The sequence below is a fragment of the Brucella pituitosa genome, from assembly GCF_965577835.1.
GTDB lineage: Bacteria > Pseudomonadota > Alphaproteobacteria > Rhizobiales > Rhizobiaceae > Brucella > Brucella pituitosa.
In genome coordinates this window covers 71,884-97,935 of record NZ_OZ264093.1, presented here as the reverse complement: position 1 = coordinate 97,935, position 26,052 = coordinate 71,884, and the positions used below count along the sequence as shown (strand labels likewise).

The following is a 26,052-nucleotide window of genomic DNA, read 5'->3' as shown; positions in this document are numbered from 1 at the left end:
TCAACCTTTAAGACCAGCAAGCATAACACCGCGTACGATGTAGCGCTGAAGCAGCATGAAAACGATAAGCGTAGGCAATGTGGCGATAGCTGCGCCGGTCATGATCATTTCCCACTGGATCGACTGTTCAACCGCAAAGCTCGATAGACCAACCGGCAGCGTATAAAGCTCTGGACTGGTTGAAACGATCAGCGGCCAGAAGAAAGCGGTCCAGTTGCCAAGGAAGGTAAAGATCGCCAGCGCTGATAGGGCCGGGGTGACCAATGGCATGGCAATTTTCCACCAGATCTGGAACTCGTTAAGCCCGTCCACACGTGCGGCTTCGAGGAAGTCATTTGGCACACCTTCAAAGAATTGCTTCATCAGGAAGGTGCCGAAGGCAGTCATCATGCCTGGGAACATGATACCCCAATAGCTATCCAGCCAGCCGAGTTTGCTCGACATCAGATACCATGGAATAACCAGCATTTCGGTCGGGATCATCAGGGTCGAAAGGATCGCAAGGAAGATGAAATAGCGGCCCCGGAACTGGAATTTAGCCAACGTATAACCGACAAGGCTGTCGAAAAAAACGTTCGACAAAGTCACGACTACAGCCACGATCATCGAATTCATGAACCAGCGCAGAAAGCGCCCGTCAGCAAGAATGGTGGCATAGTTCTGGAGCGTTGGCTCCGCAGGAATAAGCCTCAAATCATAGACCTGACTTGCAGTTTTCAACGAGGTTGAAAACATGAAAACAAGTGGCGTGATCATGATCAGACCGCCGATGAACAGCAAAGTCCATGTAATGACGCGGCCGGGCTTCAGATTCTGGAACGGGAGGGATTTGGTTTGTGCAGGCGCGGTCATTTCTTTTCCCTCAGAATCCAGAGCTGTAACAGGGATACGCAAAGCAGAATGATGAAGAGAATGATCGTTTGAGCAGCCGCATAGCCCATTGCATAGGACGAAAACGCCGTTTGATAGATCATCAGTACCAGTGGTTTTGTCGAACCCAGCGGACCGCCCGGATCATTGGTGGTCATGTTGTAGACCTGATCGAAGATGCGCAGGAAACCGATCGAGGAAAACACCACCAGAAACACAGTTGTCGGCTTTAGCAACGGGATGGTGATTTTGCGCAGGATTGCCCACTCGCCGAGGCCATCGATGCGCGCGGCCTCATAAAATGTGCCGGGAATTGCGCGCAAACCTGCCATGAAGATGATGATCTGAAAGCCAAGTCCCGCCCAGATCGACGTTGCCATAATGGCATAAAGCCCCTGGTCAACCGAGCGCAGAAAGCCCTGTTGAGGCAGGCCGAGCGAACTCAGAATATTATTGATGAAGCCGATTGGTGCCGGCTGATAAAACCAGCGCCATACCCACGCCATTGCTGCTGCGGTTGTCAGATAAGGCAGGAAATATAGGGCGCGAATGAAGCCGTGCATGAGCCTGACACGGTCCAGATAGTAAGCGATGACAAAAGCCAAAACCAGACTGATGGGCGTGCCGACCAACAGGTAGATGAAAGTGTTTTTGAAAACTTTCCAGAATTCAGGATCGGCAAAAAGCTTCTGATAGTTGGCGATGCCGATAAATTCCGGCGGGCTCATCAGATCCCAGTTGGTGAAAGATAGCCAGAATGCTTCAATCGTCGGATAAAAGCGAATGACGCTATAGAAAAGGATGGGCAGAGCCAGAAAGCTCCACACCCAAATCAATCTTCTGGTTTTCATCGACAGGCGATCTGTCAGCCGCGAACCGAAAGGTCTGCGTGCTGTATGATCGGGTTGAGCCGTCATTGTCATAATAAAAATCCTTCGGCCAGCCGGTGCGTTGCAAGGCAGCCACGGTCGGAAGCGGTAAGCTCCCAAAACAGAGCCGTATTGTTCAAAGCAGTACGAAAGCTGCTGAAAATCGGAAGTGGGCGGTCTGCGGGAACCGCCCAACCGAACGCAGTTTTACTTCGCAGTGTCCAGAATGGCCTGTTCGGCCTTGGCAGCTTCATCAAGGGATTCCTTGACTGGCTGGTTCTGCAGGATCACGCGGTTAGACATGTCGACAACGATCTGGCGCTGTTTCAGCTCATCGGTGAACATGGTTGTATGGGCATATTCCAGACCTTTGAGGAATGGTCCATAAACCGGATCAGCCAAGTTGGTTTCCGTCAAAGCCGCCGAGCGACGTGCAGGCAGTTCGCCCACACCTTTCAGCCAGATTTCCATCGCTTCAGGTGAAGTGATGTAGTTGAGGAACTTTGAGGCTGCTTCCAGCTTTTCGCCCTTTGCCGATGCGCTGATGCCGTTGGCAAAATAGCTGGCATAGTTTGAACGCACGCCTTCAGCATTGGCTGGCAGCTCTGTCACGCCCCATTCAAAGTCTTTGATGGTGTTGAATGCTGCCAGACGGAACGTTCCGTCCACAGTCATTGCCGCTTTGCCGGAGCGGAATGCTGCATGGCCTTCATCCATGAACTTCACTTCGCCGACTTTATATTTGGTCTGCAAATCGGTGTAGAACTGCAATGCCTTTTCACCGGCAGCGTCGTCGTAGGCAACCTTGCGATAGTCATCGCTGTAAGGTGCACCACCGAACTGGCGAACCAGCACTTCGCGCCACCAATGCAGATCCTGACCCGGCATATCGAGTGTAATGCCTTCGCTCAACAGATTGCCGGAAGCATCGCGCTTGGTGGCTTTCTGGGCGTAAGCGAGCAGTTCGTCGAGGTTTTTCGGCGGGTTCTTGGGATCAAGACCAGCTTCTTCGAAAAGCTTCTTGTTGTAGAACAGTGCCAGCGAGCGCACAGCCGTCGGCAAGCCATAATATTCATCGCCGCGCTTCATTGCACTGACGATCGGGAAGAATTCACTTTCGATCTTGTCATGCGGAAATGCGTCCTGCGGCAGCGGCTGCAAAATGCCACCGGCTGCAAATTTATCGAGCCAGCCATAGAACAGCTGCATGACGTCCGGGCTTTTGCCCGCCATCTTCGCCGCAATGACGCGGGTCTGATAGTCGTCATAAGGGAACGTAACCTGTTTTACCTTGATGTCAGGATTGGCTTTTTCGAAATTCTCGATCAGTTTGTCCATCGTCTTGACGCGCGATTCAAAGACATACTGCCAATATTCGATTTCAACGGCTTGTGCAGCGTTGATTGCGATAGAGCTCAGACCGGCCACAAGACCCGCAAGCAGCAATTTACCCATTTGCATTAGACCTCCCCGTTGCTCAGCCCCTCTGGTGCCCGAGCAAGGTATGTGCAGGTCAATGACCTGCCGGTTCCACCATTGCTGCACTTTTCGTGCAGCATCCTCACCATCAGCATGTTCGGCCAAGTGCTGCCCGAATGCCGACAGGGCAATTATTTACCCCTGCATTAGGCTTCTATTTTGTGGCCCATTTGTCAATAAGATAATTTAGTTGAATTAATATATTGCTGTTAAAAGTCACGTGCGCTATCTAATTTGAGGCATCTGGGAGAGGGCATGAAATCGAAGGCGGCGAACTCACCAACCATGGCGCATCTGGACACGCAACCGATCACTCTGGGTAAAAATCCTGAACGAATCCGGGATCATAACCGACGTGTTGTGTTGGATGTCGTTCGTCGTCACGGTCCCGTGGGTCGTATGCATATTGCCCGTTTGACCCATCTGACGGCGCAGGCCATCGCCAATATCGTCGACGAGCTGGTTGCTGAAAATCTTCTGATGCAGCTTGGAAGATTGAAGACCGGGCGTGGTCAGCCACCGATCCAATTTGCTGTTAATCCTTCTGGTGCGATGACGATTGGAATCGAAATGGGTTCGACCCATATCGTGACGACAGTCCTCGATCTTTCTGGCACTCCGCGCAGGCAACAGGTGCATCTGGTAAGCGACACGCGGCCAGAGGCGCTTTGCGCCCAGCTTCGTATAGAGATCGACAAGATCAAGTCTGAGTTTGATGCGCGTCTCCTTGGGGTGGGGGTTGTGATGCCCGGTCCGTTTGGCATTGAGGGCATGACTTCTGTTGGTCCGACGACACTGCCGGGTTGGGCTGGTATTGATGCAGCCGCTGTCTTAAGTGCTGCATTTGGTGAGCCTGTTATTGTTGAAAATGATGCGAATGCCGCAGCCGTTGGTGAACGCTTGTTCGGTGCGGGGCGTGCGATTTCAAACTTTGCGATGATCTATTTTGGTGCCGGCATCGGACTTGGTATGATTCAGGATGGTTCACCATTCCGAGGCGCTTTCGGCAATGCCGGTGAAATCGGACATATCTCAATTGTTCCGGGGGGACGGCTCTGCTCTTGTGGTCAGCATGGCTGTTTGGAAACCTATTCATCTGTGCATGTTCTCAAAGAGAAGTTGGCGAATGCGGGGCTTTTCGATGTCAGCATCGACAAGCTCGAGGAGCTGTTACGCGACAAAAATCCGGTGATTTTGGATTGGGTAGCGGATGCTGCAAAACATCTCGCACAAATGATTGCTATCGTCGAAAACATACTCGATCCCGAGACTGTTGTTCTCGGAGGAATGCTGCCAAATCCTGTCATCGACGCGCTGATTTCGCATATGGATGAGCTGCCGATATCGGTTGCAAACAGAAGCGCACGCACGCTTTCGCGTGTGCTTCGCGGGCAGACAGGTCAGTTCACGGCAGCGCTCGGGGCGGCTTCGTTGCCCATGTTTGAGGTGATGACTCCCAAACTCGATACGAGTCTATAGAGTCCGTTTCGATCTGATTGAACGAGATCGGCGCTCTAACCCTTCTATCTGAAGCATCCTTCAGATAGTTCGCTCGTCGGTTTTCCAGTTCTGAGGCGAGGCTGAGTCCACGCAAAAGTTCACAGAAATAGCATTTAATTCCAGCAGCTTGTTTAAGATGGCGGTGGAATTCCGCCTCTCTATTGGGTGTGCACCGTTGTCTTGCAAATCTCTATTTTGACAAATGACGTATCTTAGTCAACAAATGTCAAATTCCTGTATTGACATATACGAGACAATTGGTGATTTTTGCCCTGCGTGGTCAAGGAGGATGACGTGCAGACGCTATCGGAGGATATGTCACCTTTTGCAGCAGTCTTTCTGGCATCAAGCGGCTCGCCCTATTGATCGATGGTGGAGCACAATTCTTTAAAGAAGCGGACGATCTGACGATTGGCTGGAGCCTTAGGCCTGACTTTACAATATATACCGCGGGAACTCATTTCTCGCCTTCGATAGGTGCAAAATGCAAAGATTTATCAATAACCCGGATGAAGTAGTCGAAGACACCGTCAAGGGCTTTGTCAAAGCTCATAAAGATCTGGTGCGGCTGTCGACGGAAAATCCCCGCGTGGTTGTAGCGAAAGACGCACCTGTCGATGGGAAAGTTGGCGTTATCACCGGCGGAGGCTCGGGCCACGAGCCAGCCTTCATTGGCTATACCGGCAAGAACCTGCTGGATGCTGTTGCCGTTGGCGAGCTTTTCTCTTCGCCGACCGCAAAGAGCTTTTACGATGCAGCGCGTGAAGCAAACGGCGGCAAGGGTGTCGTTTGTCTCTATGGCAACTATGCCGGCGACAACATGAATGTGAAAATGGCGGTGAAGCTTGCCGCCAAAGTCGGAATTGAGATTCTGACCGTTGTTGCCAATGACGATGTCTGCTCGGCTCCTATTGAAGAACGTGAAAAGCGCCGCGGCGTTGCTGGCGAAATCTTCATGTGGAAGGTTGGCGGCGCGAAGGCTGCTTCGGGGGCGAGTCTTCAGGAAGTACAGGCAACCGCACAGAAGGCCATCGATAACTGCCGTTCCATCGGCGTGGGTCTTGGTCCATGCACGTTGCCTTCGGTTGGGCACCCAAACTTCACGATTGAGCCGGGCACGATGGAAGTCGGGATCGGTCATCACGGCGAACCGGGCGTTCGCGTCGAGCCACTGAAGCGTGCCGATGAAGTTGCCAAGGATATGACCAAGATTGTTCTTGACGATCATAACCTTCCAGAAGGCGCTGAGGTGGCCGTTCTGGTGTCTGGCCTCGGTGCAACGCCGCTCAACGAGCTCTACATTCTCAACGATACCATTGAGCAGGAAATTACTGCCCGCGGCCTTACGATTTACCGCACCTATGTCGGCAACTATTTTACCTCACTTGAAATGGTTGGCGCGACGCTGACGATCATGGCGCTTGATGATGAACTCAAGACGTTGCTGGATGTTGAAGCCCGCTGCACGACAGTTTTGTAAGAAAGAGACGTATCATGCAGACTTTCAAGAACGCTGGATCGGGTGATATTGTTCTTTCGCTTGCAGACCGGATCATCGAAAACAAAGCCTATTTGAGCGAAATCGACGGCAAGATCGGTGATGGCGACCATGGTGTGAATATGGCCAAGGGCTTTGGCCTTGCCGCTGAACGCCTGAGAGGCAAAGATGTGACGCTCGCCGAAGGCCTCGATACGCTCGGAACGGTTCTGTTGACCGAGATCGGCGGCTCGATGGGCCCGCTCTATGGTGTGATGTTCAACGAGTTTGCAGAGAAGCTGGAAGGCATCGAGAATATTGACGCAGCCACTTTCAGCGCGATGCTTCATGCGGGTCTTGAAGGTATCCAGTCGATCGGCTCCGCAAAGCTCGGCGACAAGACGCTCCTCGATACGCTGATCCCGGCAATCAATGCTTTTGATGAAGCAAATGGCAAAGGCCAGTCCTTCGCTGAAAGCCTTGATGCTTTGTCGGCAGCTGCCGAAACAGGTCGTGACTCCACTATCAATCTCGTCGCTAAGATTGGTCGGGCAAGTCGTCTTGGCGAGCGCTCGCTGGGCGTACTTGACGCAGGTGCGACGTCCTGCGCGCTGATTCTGACAGACCTTTCGACACAGGCAAAGAGCCGTTTGCAGTAAGCTCTTTGCTTTAGTTTGGAATTTGGCACCTGAAAACTGTGTGGGTCAACACGTTCAGACGCCAAATTCGTTTCATCATGTTGCAATTGCGTTTGAACGCTTTCATGTTTGTGAGTGGAACAGAGGCAACAGAAAAATCGCATGACGCTCAAACCCAGCACATCGCGCAAGGCCGGCAAGCCCAAGGCCAATACCAGCGAAAATTCGTTTGCGATTCCCATGCGTTATGGTGACGACCCCTATGTTTGGGCCTGCTGGCTTTATTATGAAGACGGTCTGACACAAAGCGAGATTGCCGATGTCATGGGCATCTCGCGTGCCACCGTAAACAGCTATCTGGCTGAAGCGCGTGAAAAGGGTATCGTCAATATTTCCATTGAGGGTGGACGGCTTGAATCGCTGTCTATTGCTCAGGAATTGAAGCGCCATTTCGGTCTGGCAGACTGCCTTATCATTCCCCACGACGACAATGCCCGGCCTCTGATTGATCGGCTGGGTGGAGCTGGCGCTCATGCACTCAACAAGATCCTGAAATCAGGTGATACACTTGCCGTTGCCTGGGGCCGTACTGTGCTTTCGGTCGGTGAGCAGACCGTCATCGGTGCTTTGCAGGATATGACTGTTGTGCAAGCGACGGGTGGAACGACTGCATCTTTTCCTTATACGCCGGAACGCTGTGCAACCGTGCTTGCGGAAGCCGTATCTGCACGCTGCGTCAACATCATGGCGCCCGCGATGGTTCGTTCGCAACAGACGCGCGATGTTCTGCTTGACGAGCCCTTGCTTCACGAGCAATTCGCAATCCTTGAGAATGCCAATCGTATTCTGTTTGGTGTCTCGTCGCTTCGCTCCAATTCCACCATTCACACGAGCGGCTTTTTTGAATCTGTGTCTCTGCAGCAATATCTTGCAGCAGGTGCGGTCGGTGTTGTGGCCGGTCGTTTCATCGATGAGCGTGGGAAGCCGGTTGCGGGGCCACTTGATGAGCGCATCATAGGCATCTCGCTCGACAAGCTGCGCCAGATTCATACGCGTATTGCGGTTGCGGGTGGCTTCGACAAAGTGCCAGCGCTTCTCGCAGCACTCCGCGGCGGTTTCATCAATGTGCTTGTGACCGATGCTGCGACTGGGCTTGGTATTTTGCGTGCTGATGGCGTTATCGACCTTGATGCGCGCCTTTCGCAACGCCCGAAGGCAAATCAGGTGCCAGCGGCATTCCGCGTGCGGGTGAAGAAACTTCTCAACAACCCCAACGAGGTGGTTGAGGAAATGCTCGACGGCGTCGTTCGCGCCCATGGAAAATTTCTGCAACCAATCAGCGGCTCCAATCGTGCGCTGGTCGCGCGTGATGGCCCGCGTCCCGGTAAGGTCGGCCTGGTGATTGGCGGAGGGGCTGGGCATGAGCCGTGTTTCCTTGGCTATGTCGGCAAGGGACTGGCAGACGCAGTTGCTGTGGGCAACGTCTTCTCATCTCCTCCACCAGATCCGATTGTTCAATGCGCGCTTGCAGCCTCCAAGGGAGAGGGCGTGCTCTTCGTTTACGGCAATTATGCTGGCGACGTCATGAACTTCGAGATGGCTGCCGAGATGGCCGAAGAGAAGGGCGTCAGGATCAAAACCGTTTTGACCACCGACGACATCGCCTCTTCGCCGATCGATGACAAGGACGGGCGGCGTGGTGTGGCAGGCAATTTCTTCGTCTTCAAAGTGGCGGGTGCCGCTTGCGATAAAGGACTGTCGCTCGATGCCTGTGAGATCGTTACACGCAAGGCCAATGTGCGAACTTATACCATAGGTGTGGCGCTGGAGCCGGGTTCCCTCCCGCAAACTGGTCGGCATAATTTCGAGATTGGTCCCGAAGACATGGAAATCGGCGTCGGTATTCACGGCGAGCCGGGCGTCTCACGTGATCGCATTCGTCAGGCCGATGAAATCGTTGACGGCATCATGGACAGAATTTTCAATGAAATGAAGGCGGTCTCTGGTGATCGCGTGGCCGTGTTGGTCAATTCGTTTGGAGCGACGCCGCTGATGGAACTCTACGTTCTCTATCGGCGCGTGGCGCAGCGACTGGAAGCGAAGAATATCCATATCGAAGCCAATTGGATCGGGCATTACTGCACGTCTCTGGATATGGTCGGGGCATCGATATCTGTCATGCATCTTGATCAGGAGCTTACGGATCTCTTACTGCATCCCTGTGAAACGGCGAGCCTCAAAATCAGCTAGACCCTGTGTTTGAGTTCTGTCGTTTCACTCTGCCTGAAAGTAAATTAGCATACGCCTTATGATGAGCGACGCGCGTTGCAGTTGTAAGGTTTGAGGAGAAAATCCATGTCGGAAACTGCTGCTCGTCGTCTTGCCCATATGTTTGATGCTGTTTCTGCAGCCATAGAAGCTGATCGTGATCGGCTGTCCGAACTTGACGGCGCAATCGGCGACGGCGACCACGGAACGACAATGGCCCTGGGCTTTCAGACAGTGCGGAGTGAGTTGTCCAAGCTCAATCTGGATGAAGCTGACATTTCGATAGTTCTCAATACGGCTGCAACTGCCTTCATCAATGCGGTGGGCGCATCGACGGGTCCGCTTTATGCCACAGGTTTTCGTCGTGCAGCGCAGGCAACGACAGGCCGCAATGATCTCGACCTTGCCACTTGTGCAGTCATTATTGACGCTATCGGGGTAGGCATCCGTGAGCGTGGTCATGGTCAACGTGGCGACAAGACGATGCTTGACGCATGGCTGCCTGCCGCCGAAGCTGCTCAAGCGGCAGTCGCCGAAAATAGAAGTTCTGCTGAATTCTGGGACAAGGTTGTTTCAGCTGCCACGGCTGGCGCCAATACGACCCGCTCTATGATTGCAACCAAGGGACGCGCTGCGCGCCTTCGTGAACGCTCGCTCGGTCACATGGATCCGGGTGCGGCATCAGCGGTTATCATTTTGCAGGCGATGGCGGCATCAGCTAAAAACTGATGACAGTTATAGAGCTGAAAGCAGTTATCTGACAGCCCAACATTATCAGTATTTATTCGCCGTATGCCTCGATAGAAACCGATCAAGCTCTCTTTGTTCCGGTGCTTTGCCGGTGAAGGCTTCCACATAATGTGGAATGCGTGCGAGACGCACCTCAGTTTCTTCCTGTGTCCGCATGGAAATATAGCCGATCTGCACGAGATAGATTGTGCGGGCGCGGACATCTGAGATAGCTTTATCAAACCCGAAACGCTCAAACATGCGGGCCAGACCTTCCAGCCGCGAGGCATCGGCTGCACGCACTTCTTCTTCGACCTGTACGGATTGAAGCGCCCAGCTTCTAATGGCGAATTCGAAGGCTGGATCGAATAAATCGCGATCTAGCCAGCAGTCGAAGACATTCAAAACAGCTTCTTCGATGGTTTCTGCATAGGCGTCCGTCTGCCGTAAAAGAGCGCCGGTGTTCTTGTCACGCCAGCGTGCGATGAGTGCATCCAGCAACTCTTCGCGATCTTTGAAGAACCAGTAAAAACTGGTGCGTGAAATATCGAGGGTCTTTGCAAGCGGTAGAATGCGAACGGCATCCACGCCCTTTTCAATCAGTGCGTCATAGGCTGCCTGAAGCCATAAATCCGGCGAGCCGCGCCAGCCTGCATCACTCGTTGTGGCTTGTTTCATTGTTGAATTCTTACCAGACAGCATTGGTTTGGCAAGTGTAATGTACATCAATGATTATTAAATTGACAGTTATGTACATTTATACTTAGCTCATAAAAAATCATAAAATGGGAACTCTCGATATGTCAGTCGATCCGCTGCTGCAGCCGCTTCAGATCAAGCATCTGACGCTTCGCAATCGCATCATGCTTACCTCTCATGAACCGGCCTATGCCGAAGATGGTATGCCGAAGGAACGTTATCGCGCCTATCATGTGGAGCGCGCCAAAGCTGGTATTGCTTTGACGATGACAGCGGGTTCGGCAGCCGTTTCAAGGGACAGTCCACCGGCGTTTAACAACGTGCTTGCTTACAAGGATGAGGTTGTGCCGTGGCTGCGCGATCTCGCTGACGAGTGCCATGAGCATGGCGCAGCGGTCATGATCCAACTTACCCATCTTGGTCGTCGCACGCGTTGGGATAAAGGGGATTGGCTGCCTTCGCTCTCCTCTACGGGTAAGCACGAGCCTGCGCATCGTGCCTATCCCAAGAAGGCAGAGGAATGGGACATTGAGCGCATTATCGGCAATTATGCCGATGCCGCAGAACGGATGAAGGCGGCAGGTTTGGATGGATTGGAACTCGAAGCCTATGGCCATTTGCTGGATCAGTTCTGGTCGCCACGGACCAATGAACTGGAAGGCGATTATGGCGGCTCGCTCGACAATCGTATGCGCTTTTCGTTGCAGGTATTGGGTGCCATGCGCGAACGTGTCGGCCCCGATTTTCTGATCGGTATTCGCTATGTTGCTGATGAAGTGCTGGAAGGTGGACTGACGAAATCAGATGGTCTTGAAATCTCGCGCAAACTCAAGGAGAGCGGTCTCGTCGATTTTCTCAACGTCATTCGCGGGCATATCGAAACCGATGCAGGATTGACGGACGTTATTCCCATTCAGGGTATGCCCAGTGCACCGCATCTTGATTTTGCTGGCGAAGTTCGCGCGAGCACAGGCATGGCGACCTTTCATGCGGCGAAAATTCAGGATGTAGCAACCGCACGTCACGCAATTGCATCCGGCAAGCTCGATATGGTGGGTATGACGCGGGCGCATATGACCGACCCGCATATCGTGCGCAAGATTATCGAAAAGCGGGAAGAGGAAATTCGCCCCTGTGTGGGCGCCAATTACTGTCTTGATCGCATCTATCAGGGTGGTTCTGCTTATTGCATTCATAATCCCTCGACGGGACGTGAACTGACCATGCCGCATGTGGTGCAGAAAGTAGATCAAAGCCGACATATCGTCGTTGTTGGTGCTGGGCCAGCGGGTTTGGAAGTGGCGCGCGTGAGTGCGGAGCGTGGTCATAGGGTTACGGTATTTGAGGCTGCAAACCATCCCGGCGGACAGGTACGTTTAACAGCCCAAAGCCCGCGTCGCCGTGAAATGATGGGTATTATCGACTGGCGCATGGCACAATGCGAAAAACTTGGTGTCGAGTTCCATTTCAATACATGGGCAGAAACCGATGTCGTGCTTGGCGCGGCGCCTGATGTCGCAATTATTGCCACTGGTGGGATTCCTGATGTGCAAATCCTGCGCGAAGGTAACGAGTTAGCCGTTTCAACCTGGGACATAATCTCAGGTGATGTGCGACCGGGCGCAAATGTGCTGGTTTTCGATGAAGCTGGTGATCATGCCGGATTACAAGCGGCAGAGTTCGTCGCGGCGTCCGGTGGGAAAGTGGAGATCATGACTGCTGATCGCACCTTTGCGCCTGAGGTGATGGGCATGAATCTCGTACCCTATATGCGCAGCCTGCAAAAGAAGGATGTGACTTTCACGGTGGGCTATCGTCTGCACGTAATTCGCCGCGATAACAACCGGCTGATGGCACAGATTGGCAGTGATTACGGCGGTGTCGGTATTGAGCGCGAGTTTGACCAGATCATCGTCAATGACGGCACACGACCGATGGATGATCTGTATTTTGAGCTTAAACCTCTTTCCCGAAATATGGGTGCCGTCGACTATGATGCGCTTATAGATGGAAGACCCCAGAAACTGGTTGGAAACGAGGAAAGTGTCTTTGAGCTCTACCGGATTGGTGACGCGGTTTCTGCGCGCAACACACATGCTGCCATCTATGACGGATTGCGACTTGGCAAGGCGCTATAGCCTGATGTTAGGCGGCATTACTTCAGGTTATGACTGCGGGGATATTTTTTGCATTTGTAATCTGTTGGGTCGGAACTATCGTGACTAACCAAGGGAACGCTGACGGCAAAAAAATGAAACAGCCGTTAGAACGATAAATACTTCAGCACCGCTGCAGGAAATTGAAATCTGCACGTCGCGGAATGGTGGAACAATCGTGATGAACGATCAAAATGGGGAGTTTTCTTGTTGAACGCAATGCGGCCGACACTGGTGTCTGACAAGGCGAATGCAACCGCGCTCGCACCAAAACTCATCCGCCTGGAAGGGCTTAGTAAGCATTTCGGTGCACATCGCGTTCTCGAAAATATCGATCTGGATGTCGCGCAGGGCGAGGTTCTCGCAATTATCGGACCGAGTGGTTCAGGCAAAAGTACGCTGCTGCGCTGTATCAATTATCTCGAGCAGCCAGACGGCGGCTTGATTACGGTGGGCAAGGTGAAGCTTGATGCCACGCAACAGCCGCGTAAGGCGCAGTTGAAAGAGTTGCGCAACACGGTTGGTATGGTGTTCCAGTCGTTTAATTTATTTCCGCATATGAGCGTTCTGCGCAATGTCAGCTTGCCGCAGGAGCGCGTTTTGGGACGCAGCCGTGCCGAGGCAGAGGAAAGGGCGCTTCAACTCCTGGAGCGCGTAGGTCTTGCCGATAAAGCAACGCAATTTCCGGGGCGTTGTTCTGGCGGTCAGCAACAGCGTATCGCGATTGCGCGCTCGCTGGCGCTCGATCCGCAGGTGATGCTGTTCGATGAGCCAACTTCCGCACTCGATCCTGAACTCGGCCTCGAAGTCTTGGCCGTGATGCGCGAATTGGCTGAAAGCGGCATGACCATGCTGGTTGTCACGCATGAAATGGGCTTTGCCGAAAATGTTTCGGATACTGTCATGATCATGGCTGATGGCAAGATCATCGAAAAAGGCGCGTCGAAGGAAATCATGCGTAATCCGCAAGAGGAGCGTACGAAGCGGTTTCTTCGTGCGGTGCATGACAGATGACAGCAGACAATGTTCTTCTCATCCTGAGTGGCTTGCCATGGACACTTGCTCTGACGCTGGGTTCGTTTGGCATTGGCTGTATTCTCGGCGTTCCATTACTGGCAGCACGCAGAGCCGATTTTGCTCCCATACGCTGGATTGCGGCTTTCCTCATTCAGATCGTGCGTGCACTTCCACCCATTCTTTGGCTTTTCATCATCTTCTTCGGCATCGGTATGGGTATCATGCCCATCAATCCGTTTGTCGCAGCATTGATCGGCCTCGGCCTGATTGCATCAGCCAATATGGCTGAGATCTATCGTGGGGCACTGGCGTCACTCCATCATGGTCAGTGGGAGGCGGCGACGGCTCTAAATCTGGGAACCAGATTTACACTGATTGACGTTGTTGCTCCGCAAGCGTTTCGTGTCGCGCTGCCTTCGGCTGCGAGCTATCTGATCGGGCTTATGAAGGAAACGGCTGTCGCATCGACCATCGGCGTTGCTGATCTGGCATTCCGTGGCAATCAGGTATCGCAGCTTACCTTCAAGGGTATTGAAGTTTTCGCGCTGGTTGGCCTGTTCTATATTTTCCTGAGCCTGCCGGTTGCGTGGTTGTCGCGTTCTGCGGACAGCTATTTGAGAGCAAAGGTGGCACGCTGATGTTTCCCACCCTGGATGAATTTTATGAATGGATGCCGGCGCTTCTTGGCGGACTTAGAATCAGCCTGCAAGTTGCGGCCTTAAGCCTCGCAATCGGTATTCCGCTTGGGCTCGGTCTGGCACTCGGTGTGGGTGCCAAATCCCGTGCAGCACGCTATGTAAGCCTGTTTCTGGTTGAAATTGGCCGTGGCGCGCCCGCACTGGTTCTTCTGCAGTTCATGTATTTCGGTCTGCCCTCAACGGGACTGACAATGACGTCTTTTGCGGCAGCAATAGTTGCACTAGCCTGGAATACCGGTGCCTATACGAGTGAAATCATCCGCGCCAGCCTGCAATCGATCCATCATGGTCAGCGGGAAGCAGCTGAAGCGATGGGGTTCAGTACGCTTGATGAGTTGCGCTTCGTTTTGTTGCCGCAGGCCCTGCGAGTGGCGCTGCCAGCACTGTTGGGCTTTGCCATCCTGATTTTTCAGAGCACCTCGCTCTGTTTTACCATCGCGCTGCCGGAACTCGTGAGCAATGCTTATGAAATCGGGGCTAACACCTTCCGCTATATGCCCGCGCTGATGCTGGCGGGGCTGCTCTATGCCACGATCTGCGTTCCGGCGGCATGGATCGTATCTTACGTGGAGAAGCGGTCATCCGCTTATGCCGCGCGATAATTCACAATAACAAAAGGGGAGTCGCACATGAATAACGGGATCATTCGCAAGGGTATTATTGGGGTCGCCATTCTGATGGGGCTGTCGGCAACAGCCTTAGCACAGGATTGCAAGCCGAAGCATGAGTTCAAAACCATTACGCCGGGAACATTGACGATTGCCGTCACCACCTATGCACCGCATTCATTTATGGATGAAAGCGGCAAAATGAGTGGGCTTGATGGCGACATCGCGACAGAGTTTGCCAAACGCGAATGTCTGACACTGAAGCCTGTTGCGGTCGATCCGGCTGCAGCTATTCAGTATGTCCTGTCGGGCCAAGCCGATATCACTACCGGTGACTGGTATCGCACAGCCGAGCGCGCCAAGGTGATGAACCTTTCTTATCCGCTTTATAAGGATCAGATGGGCCTTTATTCCAAGGATGGCATCAAGACCGTCGAGGAACTGGTTGGCAAGAATGTAGGCACCGTTCAGGGTTATCTCTGGGTGACAGATGCCAAGAAACTGCTCGGTGCCAATCTTCGTCTTTATCCGAACTCGGTGAACATGCATCAGGATCTCGCATCCGGTCGTATCGATGTTGGTATCGATGGATATTCGACAGGCGCTTATGCTGCCAAGAATGGCAACTTGAAAGACATTAAGGTCGAGATTGCGCAGCCTGATGATCGCATTCGAGCCACTAAGGAAGCGGCACAGGCAAGCTTACCTTACGCCAAAAGTGCAACGGATTTTGGTGCTGCGCTCGATGCGAATATCGAAGAAATGCACAAGGACGGCACGATTTCCAAAATCCTGAAATCTTATGGTCTTGATGAAAGCATTGGGGACACCGGCGCTCCAAAGCTTATCGAATAGTCGATAAGATTACGACTTGATGCAGCGGATTGCCGCTGCATCCACCTCAACCAAATTCATATCGGAGACTGCAACGATGACTGTTTACGCGGTCAGCCGGAACAGCCAGTCGTGGTATGGGGAACAGGTCGGCATTCTCATTCTGGATGCCGCCTACCCTTGCGTGCCTGGCAATGTCGGCAATGCGACTACATATAAATACCCGGTGCGTTATCAGGAAGTGCGCGGTGCTTCCATTGATCGACTGCTGAACCAGCGCGATCCGGCGTTGCGTGATGCTTTCGTGGACGCGGCACTTGAGTTGCAGGGGCGGGGCGTCAAAGCCATCACGGGTGCCTGTGGCTTTATGGCATATTTTCAGGAAGAGGTTGCGGAAGCGGTCGATATTCCGGTCTTTCTGTCGAGCCTGATGCAGATACCGTTTATGCATGCTGTGGCGCGCGGTACGGTGGGCGTTATCACTGCCAATGCAGAGCGCCTGACCCCGCGCCATTTCGCTGCAAGCGGCATTCCAGACACGGTTCCGATTGTGTTGGCAGGAATGGAAGATCAGGTAGAGTTTCGCGAAGCGATCCTTGAGGAAAAAGGAACGCTTGATACCGCAGCCATCGAACGGGAAGTTTGCGAAGTTGCCAAAAAGCTGGTTCGCGAGAATCCGGAAGTGCGCTCGATTTTGCTCGAGTGCAGCGATCTGCCACCCTATGCCCATGCCGTGCAGAAGGTGACGGGTCGGCCGGTTTTCGATTTCATCTCAATGATCAATTATGTCCAGCAGACTGTTGCCTGTCGTCCTTATCAAGGCTTCATGTAATCCGCTTGATAATGAGGAGTTCCCCGATGTCGCTTGATCACTATTTCCTCCTCGGACGATCCGGTCTGCGTGTCAGTCGCCTAGCGCTTGGCACGATGACGTTTGGCAATGGGGGCGTCAGAGGGATCGGCGGTTCGTGGGGCACAGATGAAGACAATGCCCGCACCATCTTCAATCTTTATCTGGAGATGGGCGGCAATTTTATCGACACGGCAGACTCCTATGGCGCAGGTCTCAGTGAAACTCTGGTCGGCAAGTTTGTCACGGAAACTGCAAGCCGTGATCGGGTAGTGATTGCGACCAAATATTCGAACAATCTGCAGCCCGGCAATGCCAATGCGGGTGGCAATGGCCGCAAGAACATGATGCGTGCTGTCGAGCAGTCGCTGAACCGTCTGAAGACCGATTACATCGATCTTTATATGGTGCACACATGGGACGGCATGACCCCTGTTGAAGAAGTGATGCGCGGTTTTGATGATCTGATACGTGCTGGGAAAATCCGCTACTGCGGCCTGTCCGATGTGCCGTCATGGTATGCGGCGCGGGCACAAACATGGGCGGAAGCCCATGCATTGTCGCAACCGATCAGCCTGCAACTGCCGTATTCGCTGGTCGAACGCAGCATCGAACAGGAATTTGTGCCACTTGGGCAAAATCTCGGAATGGGTATCACTGCCTGGAGCCCGTTGGCCATGGGGCTTCTGTCTGGCAAATACCGTGCGGGCGGTGAGGGGCGGCTCAATCGCGATAATGCTGAGGGATTGGGGCTCTTCACGGAGCGCAACATGCGCATCGTGGCAGCACTTTCGGAAGTGTCCGACACTATGGATAAGTCAATGGCGCAGGTCGCGCTCAATTGGGTTGTCACTCAGCCGGGCATTGGTGCTGCCATCATCGGCGCAAGCAAGCTTACCCAGCTTGATGATAATCTCGGTGCGCTTGCGTTTACGATTCCCGACGAACTGCGCAAAAAGCTGGATGAGGCGAGTGCCATCCAACCGACTTATCCATACTCGCTTTTTGTCCCGGACTATCAGGCGGGCATCCTCAATACGGGTATTTCAGTTGGCGATAAGCCGCACGGTTATATGCCTTCGAAATTCGTGCCCAAGGTCGGTGACTACGCTTTCGGCAAATCCACCAAAGAATAGTGAAATTTCAGAAAGAACGATCATGAATGACATGCCAGTCAAGGTGCAGCCCGTGGCCAGCATCGATCCAACACTTTTTGTTCTGACGCTGGATTGTGATGACAAGCCCGGTATCGTGGCGGCAATCACCACAGAACTTGCGGCTGTTGGTGGTAATATCGTGGAAAGCAATCAGTTTCGCGATAAGCTCACCAATCGCTTTTTCATGCGTATCGCTTTCAGTGCTCCACTCGGCATGTCGCGTGAAGCCATAGAACATGCATTAAAGCCGGCTGGCGAACGGTTTGGTATGAAATTCACGGTTGCTGACGCCAACCGCAAGCCGAAGATCCTGCTTATGGTGTCGAAGTTCGATCATGCCATGTTGCATCTTCTCTATCAGATCCGAGTTGGCTGGCTGAATGCCGAAATTGTCGCCGTGGTATCTAACCACGAGGATAGCCGCGAGACTGCCGAGAGCGCTCAAATTCCATATCATTATTGGGTCGTGAATAAAGATAACAAGGTCGAGCAAGAGGCGCGGTTGCTTGATCTCGTGCGCGAAACTCAGGCTGATCTGGTCGTGCTCGCCCGCTATATGCAGGTGCTTTCAGATAACCTTTCAAACCGTTTGTTCGGTAAAATCATCAATATTCATCACTCGTTTCTACCATCTTTCAAGGGCGCCAAGCCGTATCATCAGGCATTCGAAAGGGGCGTGAAACTGATCGGTGCGACCGCGCATTATGTAACGCCGGACCTTGACGAAGGTCCGATTATCGAACAGGAAACCGAGCGCGTGACGCATTCCATGAGTGCTGAGGATTTTGTGGCGACAGGTCGCGATATCGAGAGCCGGGTTCTGGCGCGCGCGGTAAAGATGCACGCGGAAAATCGCGTCATGCTGAATGGGCATAAAACCGTTGTGTTTGCACAATAGATGCGGTTTCAGAACGTGCTTTAAATGCCGAATTCGGCATCTGCGCCTTGTTCCAGCAACCAGTCGCGAAACAGTTCAGCGCCTCGTTTTGGTGGGCGCTGGGCTGGCATGACGAGATGAATGATATCGCCAGATCGATTGTAAATGTCGATTGCAGGAACGAGGCGACCTGCCGCGATGTGATCGCGTACGAGATGCTTCCAGCCAAGTGCGATCCCCTGTCCAAAGACTGCAGCTTCAATCGAACTAAGTGCGTCGGTGAAGACAAAGTCCTGTTCAATGCGCGGGTTTGGCACGCCGCTGCGTTCCAGCCATTCGCGCCAGCCAAGCCGCGACCGATGCCGTTCCTCAAAATGCAATAATGTATGGTTGAGAAGATCCTGCGGGGATTTGATTGTCCCGTGTTCTTCGAGATAGGACGGGCTGCAGACAAGCCACACTTCTTCAGTCACAAAAGGCCATGAATGAATGCCGGGCCACTTGCCATTCCCGAGCCGGGCCGAAACGTCGATGTCTTCTTCCAGCATATCCTGATCGTCGCGGCTGCTTTCCTCGATACGAAGGGCGACATCGGGATGCTTCTCCTTGAAGCTTTTCAGGCGCGGCAACAGCCAAAGCTGCACAAAAGACGATGAGAACGACACGCGAATAATATCGCGTGAGTGCTTTTTGCGCATGGATGAAATGACCATGTGTAGATGATCGAATGCTTCCTGCGTTTCGCGATAAAGCCTTTGTCCTTCAGCCGTCAGCTCCAGACGACTGCGATCCCGCCTGAAAAGCTTCAGGCCGGTCGCTTCCTCTAGTAATTTGATCGTCTTGCTCACCGCAGGCTGGCTAACGTTCAGCTCTTCTGCAGCCGCCGTGAAGCTCAGGCGGCGAGCCGCCGCCTCGAACACGAAAAGATAGTTGGCAGAGGGGATCAGCGAGCGGAGTCTATGCATAATCTGAAGTTATACCTAAGCGGATTTTTTATCAAGCTCACAGCGTCGAGAACCCTCTGTAATGTAATGCCAAATGGGACCGTCCGGTTGCTTCGTCTGATCGCCGGTCGTCCCCACAAAATATGACATGGAAGGGAACTTGGAATGCAGACTCATGCACGCGCGGTGGTCATCGGGGGAGGGTGCGTTGGCGCCTCAATTCTGTATGGTCTGGCAAAAAGAGGTTGGTCAGACGTTGTTCTGTTGGAACGTACCCAGCTTACCGCTGGTTCGACATGGCACGCCGCGGGCCTGATCCCTTCTTACGCGCGCAACATCAATATCGGGCGCATGATCAACAAGTCTATCGAGATTTATGAAGGGCTGGAAGCAGAGACAGGACAACATGTCGGCTGGCACAAATGCGGGCAGCTGCGCATCGCCAATACGCGTGATCGTCTCGACGAATATAAGAGCTATATGAGTGTCGCCGAGGTACAGGGTATTCGGGCAGAACTTGTTTCTCCGGCCCGTGCGCGTGAGTTATGGCCTCTGCTTGAAAACAATCCTGATATGCTTGGAGCGCTCTATCATCCTGACGACGGTCATATCGCGCCGGCTGACGTAACCATGGCGCTTGCCAAAGGTGCACGCGACAATGGTGCCAAGATTTACCTCAACACGCAGGTTAATGGCTTCGAGCGTCTGCCGAGCGGCGAGTGGAAGGTGAAAACCAATAATGGTGACATCATCTGCGAGCACATTATTTCGGCCACCGGTAACTATGCTCGTCAGACCGGCGCGATGCTTGGGCTTGATATTCCCGCAATTCCGATTGTCCACCAGTACTGGATTACCGATGCCGTACCGGAAGTGATTGAGCGCAAGCGTCAGGGTTTGCCGGAAATGCCGATCCTGCGTGATGAAGGTTTTGAAGGCTATCTGCGCGAAGAAGGCGATGGCCTGATGTTCGGACCTTATGAAAAGACCGAACATCTGAAGTTGTTTGCTGAAAATGGTGTGCCTGAGTGGTTCGGTGCCGATCTTCTGGAGGAGGATTTTGACTCCGTTTCGTGGAATTGGGAACGAGCAATGGAACTCGTGCCCACACTTGGTCGGGTTGGCATCAAAGCCAATGTTCGCGGACCATTTCAGATGACAGCCGACGAACTGCCGCTGGTCGGTCCTGCGTGGGGGCTCGACAATGTCTGGCTCGCGGAGGGGGTTCCAGGCGGCATTTTGTGGGGCGGTGCAATTGGCTATTATCTCTCTGAGCGCATCGTTGAAGGGTGCAACAGTATCGACACGAGCGAACTCGATCCGCGCCGCTTCGGTGATTTTGCCAACAAGAACTGGACCCGCGAAAAGGTGCGAGAAGCATGGGGCACTCATGCGGACCAGCACTATCCGGGTCAGGATATGCCTGCAGCGCGCCCCCAGAAAACAGCGCCGTCTTATGATCGTTTGACGGAGTTAGGTGCCGTTTGGGGCTGCCTCAATGGCTGGGAAATGCCGAACTGGTTTGCACCAAAGGGTGTGGAAGCCAAAGATCAGTACAGCTGGCGTTGGACTGAAAAGGGCAAATATGTTGGCGAGGAAGTCGAAGCCGTGCGCAATGCGGTCGGCCTTGTCGAAATGACGCCGATGACCAAGTTTGAAGTCAGTGGTCCAGGTGCAGAAGCGTGGCTTGATAGCATTCTTGCCAATCGATTGCCGAAAGTGGGCCGCGTTAATCTCACCCATCATCTGACGAAAGCGGGCGGGGTGCAGGCCGAGTATGTCGTTGCCCGCATGGACGATGACAGCTTCTATATGATTTCTACACCGCGTGCCGAACGCTTGAATTTCGATGATCTGTCAAAGCTTCTGCCTAAGGACGGTAGCGTGAGATTGCGCAACGTTACCAATGATCGTGGCTGCTTCACCGTCGTCGGCCCGAAGGCGCGCGAGGTTCTGCAGTCGTTGACAGAGATTGATCTGTCCAACGAGGCATTTCCATGGTTTGGCATCAAGTCGGGAACGGTCGGGCTTGCCAGTGACGTGCGTCTGCTGCGCGTTAATTACGAAGGCGAACTTGGTTGGGAACTCTATCATCCACTCGCTTATCAGCGGCATTTGCTGGAAGCATTGCTCAATGCAGGCAAAGAACATGGCTTGCGCCTCATCGGTCTGCATGCACTGGAGTCGCTGCGTCTCGATAAATCCTATCGTGCGATGTATCGTGACATGAATCCTGAGCTAAGCGCTTGGGAAAGCGGTCTTGAACGCTTTATCCGTCTCGACAAGGGCGACTTTATTGGTAGGCAGGCCCTGGTCGCAGAAAAGGAACGCGGTATACAACAACGTTCCGTTACACTCGCTGTTGCAACCGATGGTGCCAGCACGCTGACTTGCGAGGGCGTGTATCATGACGGCAAGCTCGTCGGCCGTGTTACATCGGGCAGTTATTCCTACACTTTCAAACACGATATCGCGCTGGCGCTGCTGCCTGTTGAGTTGGGTGTACCGGGAACGGAGCTTGAAATCCCGGTTTTGGGAGAAATGCGCAAGGCGCGCGTGATTGAAGAGTCACCTTACGATCCGGAAGCCAAGCGTGCCCGCGTTTAACATGCAGATGACGCAAAACAGCGTTTCTATTTGAATGAAAGGTTAGCCTCATGAAGGCAGTTGTCGCAGTAAAGCGGGTTGTAGATTACAACGTAAAGATCCGTGTTAAGGGAGATGGTTTGGGCGTTGAGCTTGCGAACGTGAAGATGTCGATGAACCCTTTTGACGAGATTGCGGTTGAGGAAGCAATCCGTCTGAAGGAAGCTGGCAAGGTCACGGAAATCATCGCGGTTTCGGTCGGTCCGGCACAGGCGCAGGAAACGCTGCGCACAGCCCTTGCCATGGGGGCTGATCGTGCGATCCTCGTGAAGACCGATGACACCGTTGAGCCGCTTGGCGTTGCCAAGGTGTTGAAGGGCGTGGTCGAGGCTGAACAGCCGGATCTCGTTTTCCTCGGCAAGCAGGCGATCGACGACGATGCCAACCAGACCGGCCAGATGTTGTCGGCATTGCTCAACTGGAGCCAGGCGACGTTTGCCTCGAAGGTGGAGCTGGGTGACGGTTCTGCCAAGGTAACGCGTGAAGTCGATGGCGGTCTTCAGACCATTGATGTGAAGCTTCCAGCCATTGTGACAGTTGACCTTCGTTTGAACCAGCCGCGCTATGCATCGCTGCCAAACATCATGAAGGCGAAGAAGAAGCCGCTTGATGAAAAGTCGCCTGCTGATTTCGGTGCTGATATTGCACCGCGTCTCAAGGTCCTGAAGACCGAAGAGCCGGGTGGCCGCAAGGCTGGCGTGAAGGTCGGTTCGGTCTCCGAACTGGTCGAGAAGCTCAAGGCCGACGGCGTATTGTAAGAAATCGGAAGGGACAAACACATGGCTATTCTTCTTATTGCCGAACATGACAATGCAAGCCTTTCCGATCAGACCGCAAAGGCACTGACAGCCGCCGCTCAGATCGGTGGTGATGTTGATATTCTGGTTGCAGGCAAGGGTGCAAAGGCTGCGGCTGATGCGGCTGCAAAGCTTTCTGGCGTGCGCAAGGTTCTGCTGGCTGAAAGCGATGCGTTGGAAAATCGTTTGGCTGAGCCACTGGCTGCAGCCATCGTTGAACTCGCAGGAAACTACGACACGATCATTGCACCAGCCACCACGTCGGCCAAGAATGTGCTGCCGCGTGTGGCAGCACTTCTCGATGTGATGCAGTTGTCGGAAATCATGGAAGTGGTGTCCGCTGATACGTTCAAGCGTCCGATCTATGCGGGCAATGCGATCCAGACTGTGCAATCGACCGATGCCAAGAAGGTCATCACGGTTCGTACCGCTTCGTTCCAAGCGACCGGTGAAGGCGGCTCGGCTTCGGTTGAAAGCGTGAATGCGGCGAGCGATCCGGCGCTGTCGAGCTTTGTTGAAAACGCGCTTTCGGGTGGTGATCGTCCGGAACTGACGTCTGCCAAGATCATCATTTCGGGCGGCCGTGCGCTTGGTTCGTCAGAAAAGTTCCAGGAAGTGATCTTGCCTGTTGCTGACAAGCTTGGTGCAGCCGTTGGTGCCAGCCGTGCGGCAGTTGATGCGGGCTATGCGCCAAACGACTGGCAGGTTGGCCAGACCGGCAAGGTGGTTGCACCTGAACTTTACATCGCAGTCGGCATCTCGGGTGCGATCCAGCATCTTGCTGGTATGAAAGACAGCCGCGTGATTGTTGCGATCAACAAGGACGAGGAAGCTCCGATCTTCCAGGTTGCCGATTATGGGCTCGTAGGGGATCTCTTCACCGTGTTGCCGGAAATGGAAAAGGCTTCGATCTAAAGCATGTCTCCCGAAAGTGGGAACCGGTTTCGGGATAAAGACATGCTTAAAAACAAATAGATAGAGCATTTCCAATAATTCAATCAAAACAGGAAATGCTCTAGATATGCAGCAGGTCGCCGGATATTTGGTCTGGCGACCTGTTTGACTTAAACATTCTCGATCTTGTACAGAAACGTCGAAACTGTCTTCATACAGAGATCGCGTTCTTCCACATGCGGCATGTGGCTCGATTCCTCGAAAAGCACCCATTCACTACCCGGAACATTATCGACGTAAGGTTTGACCACTAAAGGGGTAGCCTCGTCATAACGACCGGAGATGACAAGTGTTGGTGCTTGAATGTGGTTGAGGCGGTCTTCAATCGTCCAGTCCTTCATCGTGCCAATCACGTGAAATTCGGTCGGGCCATTCATGTTGCGATAGACGGTATTGTCTTCATCCATGATGGCAAAGGTTCGTGCGACTTCCTTTGGCCATGGGCTCACGCGGCAGACATGCCGGTCGTAGAATACCCGCGAAGCGGCGATATATTCCGGATCGGTCAGCGTGCCTGCTTCTTCATGTTTCAACAAAGTCTGTTGTACATCTGAAGGAAGTTCGAGCCGCAAGCGGTTGGCCTCCGCGACCCATGTTCGCATATTGGCAGGTGAGTTGGCGATGACCAATGCTTTAAGGCCAGTCGGTCTCCGCACGGCATGTTCTGCGCCCAGTATTCCGCCCCATGATTGTCCCAGATAGGCATAGCGATCCTGAATGCCGAGATGTGTCAGAAGATTATCCAGCTCTTCCAGAAACAAATCCACGGTCCAGAAATCGGGGCCTTTATCTGGAAGACGTGTGGAGTTTCCGTTGCCGAGCTGATCGTAATGAATGACTGCACGACCATCGAGTGCTGCGATGTCCTTGAAAGCATCTACATAATCATGCGTGCAGCCGGGGCCGCCATGAGCGACGACAAGCGGGAGTTTTTCTGAATTGAGTGAGCCGGTAATGCGATACCACGTCTGGTAATCACGGAAGGGGGCAAAGCCTTCCGTCTGATTGATTAAAGCCAATTTGGTCCTCCATTTGTCTGTTTTTGGAGAACCATAGCGCTGCTTTTTTGGCTGCGGCAGCTATCATAACTTATAGGTCAGGCATCAAGCAGCCGCGCACGCGTCGCCCGTACAACGGCCTGAGTACGGTTTTTTGCACCCAGTTTTTTGGCTGCCGCGTTAAGATGCATCACCACTGTTGGAACGGATCTGTCGATGATGCGCGAGATTTCTTTCGCTGAGAGGCCTTCTGCCGCATAACGCAGACATTCACGCTCGCGAACTGTGAGATGCACCTTGCCAATGCCGCGAATATGCTCGTCAAAAAGCTCATATGCACTTTGATGGAAAATCTGTGCCATCAGGTTGAAATCGGCCACATAGCGTAAAGCGCGCTGTCTGAAGTCGGATCGTGGACCGGAAAATACGCCTGTGACGGTTGCATAATCGCCATGTGGCATATGAATGGGAACGGTGACGCCTGCGGATATATCGCGCTCATGAAGATAGTTTGCGACGGGTGCCGTGTCTTCCGTCATGAATTCCTGCAGCAGCGATTCAGCTCGCTCATCATAATTCCAGAAGAACGGGACAGATGCCCTGCAGGCGAGACGCTGAACCGGGTCGATGCGGAAATAGCCCTTTTCTGCCCAGAATTCGAACATGTCATCGCTGATATTGCGCAGTTTCATCAGCGACGGCCCCATCATGTCGCCATTCATGTCGAAAGCCGATGGGGTATAATCATAGATGAGGGCCTCGAAGCCAAGAGGCTTCATAGCCTGAAATATCTCATCAATACGCCCGTCGAGCGTCTGGTGAGCAGTAAAGTTCTGTCTGAAGGTCTCAATCTCGTCTCGCATCATGGTCTCCGAAACCTGACCCCAAGATTACATCCTATCACTTCTTATAGCTGGTGTAGTTTAGCTATTCGGTCCAAAATCAAAAGAAAAATGATGCCGACAATTCGACGCGGGAAACGGGTCG

General features: G+C 53.2%; 23 protein-coding genes. 16 read left to right on the top strand and 7 right to left on the bottom strand.

Features of this window, described 5'->3' with window-relative positions; translation table 11 throughout:
- The 3 genes from ACSME1_RS11760 to ACSME1_RS11750 form a co-directional block, all read right to left on the bottom strand.
- Positions 1–852: a carbohydrate ABC transporter permease gene (locus ACSME1_RS11760; RefSeq protein ID WP_024898680.1), complete on the bottom strand. Its 852-nt coding sequence runs from the start codon at positions 850–852 to the stop codon at positions 1–3.
- Positions 849–1,721, bottom strand: coding sequence for an ABC transporter permease subunit (locus tag ACSME1_RS11755; RefSeq protein WP_161662549.1), 873 nt, complete (start codon positions 1,719–1,721; stop codon positions 849–851). The genes ACSME1_RS11760 and ACSME1_RS11755 overlap by 4 nt, the downstream gene beginning before the upstream one ends.
- Before the next feature lie 225 nt (positions 1,722–1,946).
- The gene (locus ACSME1_RS11750) at positions 1,947–3,194 is read right to left on the bottom strand and encodes an extracellular solute-binding protein (protein WP_024898678.1); all 1,248 of its coding nucleotides are present in this window, start codon (positions 3,192–3,194) and stop codon (positions 1,947–1,949) included.
- A gap of 279 nt (positions 3,195–3,473) precedes the next feature.
- Here ACSME1_RS11750 and ACSME1_RS11745 point away from each other — a divergent pair, with 279 nt between their 5' ends.
- The 5 genes from ACSME1_RS11745 to dhaL (ACSME1_RS11725) all read left to right on the top strand — a co-directional run bounded on the left by ACSME1_RS11745 (position 3,474) and on the right by dhaL (ACSME1_RS11725) (position 9,830).
- The gene (locus ACSME1_RS11745) at positions 3,474–4,697 is read left to right on the top strand and encodes an ROK family protein (RefSeq protein ID WP_036567623.1); all 1,224 of its coding nucleotides are present in this window, start codon (positions 3,474–3,476) and stop codon (positions 4,695–4,697) included.
- Between the two features lie 505 nt (positions 4,698–5,202).
- Entirely contained in the window at positions 5,203–6,198 is a 996-nt protein-coding gene (locus ACSME1_RS11740) for a dihydroxyacetone kinase subunit DhaK (protein WP_024898676.1), read from the top strand.
- Between the two features lie 14 nt (positions 6,199–6,212).
- Positions 6,213–6,854 carry a dihydroxyacetone kinase subunit DhaL gene (gene dhaL / locus ACSME1_RS11735; RefSeq protein ID WP_024898675.1) on the top strand — a complete coding sequence of 214 codons (642 nt, stop codon included), beginning with the start codon at positions 6,213–6,215 and terminating at the stop codon, positions 6,852–6,854.
- A 141-nt stretch (positions 6,855–6,995) separates the two neighbouring features.
- Complete coding sequence (locus ACSME1_RS11730) at positions 6,996–9,083, top strand: bifunctional sugar-binding transcriptional regulator/dihydroxyacetone kinase subunit DhaK (protein WP_084486847.1); 2,088 nt, start codon at positions 6,996–6,998, stop codon at positions 9,081–9,083.
- A 105-nt stretch (positions 9,084–9,188) separates the two neighbouring features.
- Positions 9,189–9,830, top strand: a complete 642-nt coding sequence (dhaL, locus tag ACSME1_RS11725; protein WP_105708050.1) for a dihydroxyacetone kinase subunit DhaL — start codon at positions 9,189–9,191, stop codon at positions 9,828–9,830.
- 45 nt (positions 9,831–9,875) lie between these two features.
- Here the strand turns inward: dhaL (ACSME1_RS11725) and ACSME1_RS11720 are convergent, their stop codons facing one another.
- Positions 9,876–10,508 carry a TetR/AcrR family transcriptional regulator gene (locus ACSME1_RS11720; RefSeq protein WP_105708060.1) on the bottom strand — a complete coding sequence of 211 codons (633 nt, stop codon included), beginning with the start codon at positions 10,506–10,508 and terminating at the stop codon, positions 9,876–9,878.
- 122 nt (positions 10,509–10,630) lie between these two features.
- Between ACSME1_RS11720 and ACSME1_RS11715 the strand changes: the two genes are divergently transcribed.
- The 8 genes from ACSME1_RS11715 (at position 10,631) to purU (ending at position 18,747) form a co-directional block, all read left to right on the top strand.
- Positions 10,631–12,667: an NADH:flavin oxidoreductase gene (locus ACSME1_RS11715; protein ID WP_105708052.1), complete on the top strand. Its 2,037-nt coding sequence runs from the start codon at positions 10,631–10,633 to the stop codon at positions 12,665–12,667.
- 237 nt (positions 12,668–12,904) lie between these two features.
- The gene (locus ACSME1_RS11710; protein WP_051514795.1) at positions 12,905–13,699 is read left to right on the top strand and encodes an amino acid ABC transporter ATP-binding protein; all 795 of its coding nucleotides are present in this window, start codon (positions 12,905–12,907) and stop codon (positions 13,697–13,699) included.
- Positions 13,696–14,340 carry an amino acid ABC transporter permease gene (locus tag ACSME1_RS11705; RefSeq protein ID WP_024898670.1) on the top strand — a complete coding sequence of 215 codons (645 nt, stop codon included), beginning with the start codon at positions 13,696–13,698 and terminating at the stop codon, positions 14,338–14,340. The genes ACSME1_RS11710 and ACSME1_RS11705 overlap by 4 nt, the downstream gene beginning before the upstream one ends.
- Entirely contained in the window at positions 14,340–15,002 is a 663-nt protein-coding gene (locus ACSME1_RS11700) for an amino acid ABC transporter permease (protein WP_024898669.1), read from the top strand. The genes ACSME1_RS11705 and ACSME1_RS11700 overlap by 1 nt, the downstream gene beginning before the upstream one ends.
- Positions 15,003–15,029: 27 nt before the next feature.
- Complete coding sequence (locus ACSME1_RS11695; protein ID WP_024898668.1) at positions 15,030–15,863, top strand: substrate-binding periplasmic protein; 834 nt, start codon at positions 15,030–15,032, stop codon at positions 15,861–15,863.
- Positions 15,864–15,939: 76 nt separating this feature from the next.
- A complete protein-coding gene (locus ACSME1_RS11690) occupies positions 15,940–16,674 on the top strand; it encodes an aspartate/glutamate racemase family protein (protein ID WP_024898667.1) in 735 nt (244 codons plus the stop codon).
- Between the two features lie 26 nt (positions 16,675–16,700).
- Positions 16,701–17,828, top strand: coding sequence for an aldo/keto reductase (locus ACSME1_RS11685; RefSeq protein WP_024898666.1), 1,128 nt, complete (start codon positions 16,701–16,703; stop codon positions 17,826–17,828).
- Positions 17,829–17,850: 22 nt separating this feature from the next.
- The gene (purU, locus tag ACSME1_RS11680; RefSeq protein ID WP_036567621.1) at positions 17,851–18,747 is read left to right on the top strand and encodes a formyltetrahydrofolate deformylase; all 897 of its coding nucleotides are present in this window, start codon (positions 17,851–17,853) and stop codon (positions 18,745–18,747) included.
- A 20-nt stretch (positions 18,748–18,767) separates the two neighbouring features.
- Here the strand turns inward: purU and ACSME1_RS11675 are convergent, their stop codons facing one another.
- Positions 18,768–19,691: a LysR substrate-binding domain-containing protein gene (locus ACSME1_RS11675; protein ID WP_024898664.1), complete on the bottom strand. Its 924-nt coding sequence runs from the start codon at positions 19,689–19,691 to the stop codon at positions 18,768–18,770.
- A gap of 144 nt (positions 19,692–19,835) precedes the next feature.
- On the opposite strand from ACSME1_RS11675, the gene ACSME1_RS11670 reads away from it, so the two are divergent.
- The 3 genes from ACSME1_RS11670 to ACSME1_RS11660 are packed head-to-tail and all read left to right on the top strand — an operon-like array spanning position 19,836 to position 24,028.
- The gene (locus tag ACSME1_RS11670) at positions 19,836–22,277 is read left to right on the top strand and encodes a GcvT family protein (protein ID WP_105708055.1); all 2,442 of its coding nucleotides are present in this window, start codon (positions 19,836–19,838) and stop codon (positions 22,275–22,277) included.
- A gap of 50 nt (positions 22,278–22,327) precedes the next feature.
- Entirely contained in the window at positions 22,328–23,074 is a 747-nt protein-coding gene (locus ACSME1_RS11665; protein WP_435655238.1) for an electron transfer flavoprotein subunit beta/FixA family protein, read from the top strand.
- A gap of 21 nt (positions 23,075–23,095) precedes the next feature.
- On the top strand, positions 23,096–24,028 hold the full coding sequence (locus tag ACSME1_RS11660) for an electron transfer flavoprotein subunit alpha/FixB family protein (RefSeq protein ID WP_435655237.1): 933 nt from the start codon (positions 23,096–23,098) through the stop codon (positions 24,026–24,028).
- 149 nt (positions 24,029–24,177) lie between these two features.
- Here the strand turns inward: ACSME1_RS11660 and ACSME1_RS11655 are convergent, their stop codons facing one another.
- Together ACSME1_RS11655 and ACSME1_RS11650 are read right to left on the bottom strand one after the other, a co-directional pair.
- Positions 24,178–25,086: a proline iminopeptidase-family hydrolase gene (locus tag ACSME1_RS11655; RefSeq protein ID WP_105706073.1), complete on the bottom strand. Its 909-nt coding sequence runs from the start codon at positions 25,084–25,086 to the stop codon at positions 24,178–24,180.
- A gap of 77 nt (positions 25,087–25,163) precedes the next feature.
- Complete coding sequence (locus tag ACSME1_RS11650) at positions 25,164–25,928, bottom strand: helix-turn-helix transcriptional regulator (protein WP_100556702.1); 765 nt, start codon at positions 25,926–25,928, stop codon at positions 25,164–25,166.
- Between the last annotated feature and the right edge of the window lie 124 nt (positions 25,929–26,052).

What these genes read in the sequence shown, in the direction of transcription:
- ACSME1_RS11665 (WP_435655238.1), top strand. Translation starts at nt 22,328, where the DNA reads ATGAAGGCAGTTGTCGCAGTAAAGCGGGTTGTAGATTACAACGTAAAG.
- ACSME1_RS11715 (WP_105708052.1), top strand. Translation starts at nt 10,631, where the DNA reads ATGTCAGTCGATCCGCTGCTGCAGCCGCTTCAGATCAAGCATCTGACG.
- dhaL (WP_105708050.1), top strand. Translation starts at nt 9,189, where the DNA reads ATGTCGGAAACTGCTGCTCGTCGTCTTGCCCATATGTTTGATGCTGTT.
- ACSME1_RS11685 (WP_024898666.1), top strand. Translation starts at nt 16,701, where the DNA reads ATGTCGCTTGATCACTATTTCCTCCTCGGACGATCCGGTCTGCGTGTC.
- ACSME1_RS11650 (WP_100556702.1), bottom strand. Translation starts at nt 25,928, where the DNA reads ATGCGAGACGAGATTGAGACCTTCAGACAGAACTTTACTGCTCACCAG.
- ACSME1_RS11745 (WP_036567623.1), top strand. Translation starts at nt 3,474, where the DNA reads ATGAAATCGAAGGCGGCGAACTCACCAACCATGGCGCATCTGGACACG.
- ACSME1_RS11755 (WP_161662549.1), bottom strand. Translation starts at nt 1,721, where the DNA reads ATGAAAACCAGAAGATTGATTTGGGTGTGGAGCTTTCTGGCTCTGCCC.
- ACSME1_RS11690 (WP_024898667.1), top strand. Translation starts at nt 15,940, where the DNA reads ATGACTGTTTACGCGGTCAGCCGGAACAGCCAGTCGTGGTATGGGGAA.
- ACSME1_RS11760 (WP_024898680.1), bottom strand. Translation starts at nt 852, where the DNA reads ATGACCGCGCCTGCACAAACCAAATCCCTCCCGTTCCAGAATCTGAAG.
- ACSME1_RS11710 (WP_051514795.1), top strand. Translation starts at nt 12,905, where the DNA reads ATGCGGCCGACACTGGTGTCTGACAAGGCGAATGCAACCGCGCTCGCA.
- ACSME1_RS11740 (WP_024898676.1), top strand. Translation starts at nt 5,203, where the DNA reads ATGCAAAGATTTATCAATAACCCGGATGAAGTAGTCGAAGACACCGTC.
- ACSME1_RS11695 (WP_024898668.1), top strand. Translation starts at nt 15,030, where the DNA reads ATGAATAACGGGATCATTCGCAAGGGTATTATTGGGGTCGCCATTCTG.
- ACSME1_RS11730 (WP_084486847.1), top strand. Translation starts at nt 6,996, where the DNA reads ATGACGCTCAAACCCAGCACATCGCGCAAGGCCGGCAAGCCCAAGGCC.
- purU (WP_036567621.1), top strand. Translation starts at nt 17,851, where the DNA reads ATGAATGACATGCCAGTCAAGGTGCAGCCCGTGGCCAGCATCGATCCA.
- ACSME1_RS11705 (WP_024898670.1), top strand. Translation starts at nt 13,696, where the DNA reads ATGACAGCAGACAATGTTCTTCTCATCCTGAGTGGCTTGCCATGGACA.
- ACSME1_RS11720 (WP_105708060.1), bottom strand. Translation starts at nt 10,508, where the DNA reads ATGAAACAAGCCACAACGAGTGATGCAGGCTGGCGCGGCTCGCCGGAT.
- ACSME1_RS11675 (WP_024898664.1), bottom strand. Translation starts at nt 19,691, where the DNA reads ATGCATAGACTCCGCTCGCTGATCCCCTCTGCCAACTATCTTTTCGTG.
- dhaL (WP_024898675.1), top strand. Translation starts at nt 6,213, where the DNA reads ATGCAGACTTTCAAGAACGCTGGATCGGGTGATATTGTTCTTTCGCTT.
- ACSME1_RS11750 (WP_024898678.1), bottom strand. Translation starts at nt 3,194, where the DNA reads ATGGGTAAATTGCTGCTTGCGGGTCTTGTGGCCGGTCTGAGCTCTATC.
- ACSME1_RS11700 (WP_024898669.1), top strand. Translation starts at nt 14,340, where the DNA reads ATGTTTCCCACCCTGGATGAATTTTATGAATGGATGCCGGCGCTTCTT.
- ACSME1_RS11670 (WP_105708055.1), top strand. Translation starts at nt 19,836, where the DNA reads ATGCAGACTCATGCACGCGCGGTGGTCATCGGGGGAGGGTGCGTTGGC.
- ACSME1_RS11660 (WP_435655237.1), top strand. Translation starts at nt 23,096, where the DNA reads ATGGCTATTCTTCTTATTGCCGAACATGACAATGCAAGCCTTTCCGAT.